Genomic DNA, 3,748 nt, shown 5'->3' on the forward strand with positions numbered 1-3,748 from the left:
CTCAGCGCGCCGTCCTGCGTGTCCACGTACAAGCGGATCATGCCGGTGCGGGTGTTGGCTTCGAACTCCACCGAAATCCACTCCGCTTCGCGTGCCACCGGCGGATTGCCGATCTTCAAGCGATCGGTGCCATCCGGCCAATAGTCGCCGCCTTCGTAACGGCATACCGTGCCGTCGCAGGCGCCCATGGTTTCCCACGTCTGGCCACCGGAAGAAGACTCGCGCAGGATGATCATCGGTCGGCCGCGGTTGCCGTTACGATTCATGATGATCAGCTTCTCGCCCTGCGCGTATTCGCGCCAGGTGGTGCCGTGGTACATGAGCCAGCGCACGTTGAGCTGTTCGGGTACCGTAGTCAGGCTGAGAATGAATTGACCCAACCCGGAGTAGTTCTGGGCCACGGTCGGAGGGAAGAATTTCGCAGCACCGCCGCGCCAACCGCTCGAAGGCATCCAGACCTGGCGTGCGCCACCGGTCAACCAGATGGCATCCGACGCGTACGCGTTGGTGTCGAAGTTCTCACTGTGCGGCAGCGAACGGATGATGCGTTCGGCAGCAGCCGGCCCGGAAACCGCGACGGCGGCGAACGCAAAAGTGGACAATACGAGCGCCTTGACGCTGGCCCTCGAGGACATTTCCGCGAGCTTGCGGACTATGCCCGGAGATTTCGTAATCATTAGACCCATACTCCTAACCCGACCCGTAAGGAAAAGCATGTGAGTGGTAATTCGAGCTTCTATCGCAGCTACTTAGAACGGGCTGACCACTCAGCATCGACGGCCGGAAGACTAGCCGCATGCGGCCGGTATTAAAACCTGTCGATGAATTACGACATTTACCTAGCAATTCGCCATGCCCATGCTGAGCCTGCGTAAGCCCCTGATTTCTATCACCCCGCTCGGCGGCACTAAGGCGAACTCGCAGTCTTATGAGCGATTGGCCGAACTGCTCGCGAATGTGAAGATGATCACAAAACAATTCTTCGGTAAGACTCGATGACCGCATCTGTCAGTGCGCCTCCCGCTTTCGCCCCCGCCACGCCGGCCCCGTCGGCAGCTTTGACAATCGAAGCTTGCTCGACCGCGCACGGCGCGCAGTGGAACGAGTATCTGACTCGGCGACCGGAAGGTTCGTACTATCACTTGTTCGAGTGGCAGCAGATCAACCAGCAGGCCCTCGGCCACCGCACCGCCTATCTACTGGCACGCGACGGCGCGACAGTACGCGGGGTGTTGCCTTTGACCTTCGTTTCCAGTCCGTTGTTCGGACGTATCCTCTGCTCGCTGCCTTTCGTCAATTACGGCGGACCGATAGCCGATGACGAAATCGCGAAAGACGCATTGGTCAAGGCAGCTCAGAACACAGCCAAAGAATGGCGCGCCGACTATCTGGAACTGCGCTGTGCCGACCAGTTACAGACCGACATGCCGGTGTCGACCCGCAAGATCAGCATGCATATCGCGCTCGATCCGGATCCGGACGTGTTATGGAATAAGTTCAGCTCCAAACATCGCACCAACATCCGCCGTAGCCAGAAGAACGAACTGGTGGTCACCGCCGGCGGCAGCGAGCTGCTCGAGACGTTTTATTCCGTGATGGAACAATCGTGGCGCCAGCTCGGCACGCCGCTCTACAAACGTTCGTATTTCGAAAGCATCTTGCGCGCCCTGCCCGACCACACCCGCATCTTCGTCTGTGCCCGCGGCACCGAGCCGGTGGCGGTGGCGTTCAACGGTTACTTCAATGGCACCGTCGAAGGCCTGTGGGCCGGCGGTACCGAATTGTCCCGGCCGTTGCAGGCCAACTACGCGCTGTATTGGGAGATGATCCGAGAAGCGTGCGTTCGCGGCTGCACGCGCTATCATCTGGGGCGTTCCACGGCCGACTCCGGGGCCGAAGATTTCAAGAAGAAATGGAATGCCACCTCCAGCCAGCTGTATTGGTATTTTCATCGTCCCAACGGCGGCGAGATGCCGCAGCTCAACGTGGACAATCCCAAGTACAAACTGGCCATCGACCTGTGGCGTCGCCTGCCGCTGTGGACCACGCGAATCATCGGTCCGCCGCTGGCGCGCCTGATTCCCTGAGGCGGCAGCAGATGGCCTTCATTGCGCCAGCGGGCACTCCAATCTCGTTCGGTACTTTCAGTGCCGGGCTGGCCCGTGGCGTCATGCAACCGAGCATCGACGCTCGACTGGCGCACGCCCTCGCGCAGCACAGCGGTCATCAGCGCTGCTGGCTGATGTCGACTGGCCGTGCCGCGATGGTGATAGCCCTGCAAGCCATGCGCGATGCGGTTGGCGACCCACGTCGCACCGAAGTCATCGTGCCGGCGTACACCTGTTACTCGGTGCCCGCGTCGGTGATTCGCGCCGGGCTACAACCCAGACTCTGCGATATCGATCCAAGCACGCTCAGCATGGAGGTGCAGGCGTTGGAGCAGTTCGATTTCTCGCGCGTGCTCGGCATCGTCACGGCCAACTTGTATGGCATTCCCAATCAGCTCGACGCCATCGAGCGGATCGCCAAGCGCGCCGGCGTATTGATGCTGGACGACGCCGCGCAATCGCTCGGCGCCTCGCTGGGCGGACGCCCGGTGGGCGGCTTCGGCGATGTCGGGCTGTATAGCTTCGACAAAGGCAAGAACATCACCAGTCTCGAAGGCGGCGCCTTGATCGCTAGCGATCCCAAGCTCAGCGCCCGCATCGAAGCACTGCACAGTGCCCTGCCCGCTACGCCGTTCACCAAGACGGCGATGACCATCGTCAAACTCGGCGCGTATTCGTTGTTGTTGCGACCGACGCTGTACGACTTCGTGCGCCAGCTACCCGGACTCGGACTGGGCAAGACCAAATGGGAAGACGACTATCCGATCCAGCAATACAGTCGGCCACTGGCGGGTTTCACCCACTCGCTGTACGGCCAACTGCAGTCGTTGTCCAAACGGCGTCGTGACAACGCGAACTCACTCAGTGCAGCGCTGCGAGCGGTGCCTGGAATGCAGTTGATCGAGCCGCCGGTGGGCTCGTTGCCCGCCTACACTCGCTTGCCGTTTTTAGTGACCGACGCGTCCCGCCGAGATGCCGTGATCGCCAAGCTCAACGACGCCGGCATCGGCGCCACCGCGTCCTATCCCAGCGCGCTCTGCGACGTTCCCGAGGTCGCTCGCACGTTGCCGCAATCGGATCTGACGATGCCGGCCGCACAGCGCGTCGCCAACAGCATCGTGACTTTGCCGACGCATCCCTACTGTCCGTCCGACCTGCCCGCCCGCGTGGGCCAAACCCTTTCGTCCATTAAATAAGAGCCGCAACCGCCGTGATCTCCACGCTCGTCCTGCTGAAGTATCCGACCAACACCGGATACGCCATCTCGTCGCTGGAGCGCCTGTTCTACAGCTCGGCGCTCGAACTGGCGAATGGCGACGCATCGCGCGTGCACTTCACTTATCCCTCGATCGAATCGGGGCGACCCGAGTGTCTGCCGGCGGAGTTCCAGAACTTTTCGCAGTTCGATACCAAGAACACCTCGAGCGCCAATCTGGCCGCGCTGAAAGACCTCGCAGCCGCCAAGAAAGTCGATCTGGCGATTACCTTCGACATGCAGCCCATCCATCCGGTGTACGCAGCGCTGCGCGCCGGTGGCGTGAAAAAGGTCGTTTCCTATTGGGGCGGTCCGATCTCCGGGGTGTCGCCGCTGTGGAAACTGCTGATCAAGCGGCTACAGATCGCGCTGTCCAACAGCCGTT

4 protein-coding genes and 1 pseudogene are annotated in these 3,748 nt (G+C 61.2%); 4 read left to right on the forward strand and 1 reads right to left on the reverse strand.

The genetic code is table 11. The features are described from left to right. Positions 1 to 602, reverse strand: a pseudogene (locus JNL55_RS28815) (hypothetical protein); the annotation flags it as partial. A gap of 250 nt (positions 603 to 852) precedes the next feature. Between JNL55_RS28815 and JNL55_RS28820 the strand changes: the two are divergent. The 4 genes from JNL55_RS28820 to JNL55_RS28835 form a co-directional block, all read left to right on the forward strand. After that, a complete protein-coding gene (locus tag JNL55_RS28820) occupies positions 853 to 999 on the forward strand; it encodes a hypothetical protein (RefSeq protein ID WP_293862805.1) in 147 nt (48 codons plus the stop codon). After that, positions 996 to 2,087: a FemAB family XrtA/PEP-CTERM system-associated protein gene (locus tag JNL55_RS28825; protein ID WP_293862807.1), complete on the forward strand. Its 1,092-nt coding sequence runs from the start codon at positions 996 to 998 to the stop codon at positions 2,085 to 2,087. The genes JNL55_RS28820 and JNL55_RS28825 overlap by 4 nt, the downstream gene beginning before the upstream one ends. An 11-nt stretch (positions 2,088 to 2,098) precedes the next feature. Then, entirely contained in the window at positions 2,099 to 3,304 is a 1,206-nt protein-coding gene (locus JNL55_RS28830) for a DegT/DnrJ/EryC1/StrS family aminotransferase (RefSeq protein WP_293862809.1), read from the forward strand. Positions 3,305 to 3,318: 14 nt separating this feature from the next. After that, positions 3,319 to 3,748: hypothetical protein (locus tag JNL55_RS28835; RefSeq protein WP_293862811.1), on the forward strand; the 430-nt coding region annotated here is incomplete at its 3' end.

Source organism: Steroidobacter sp., from assembly GCF_016790065.1.
In the GTDB taxonomy this organism is placed as follows: Bacteria; Pseudomonadota; Gammaproteobacteria; order Steroidobacterales; family Steroidobacteraceae; genus Steroidobacter.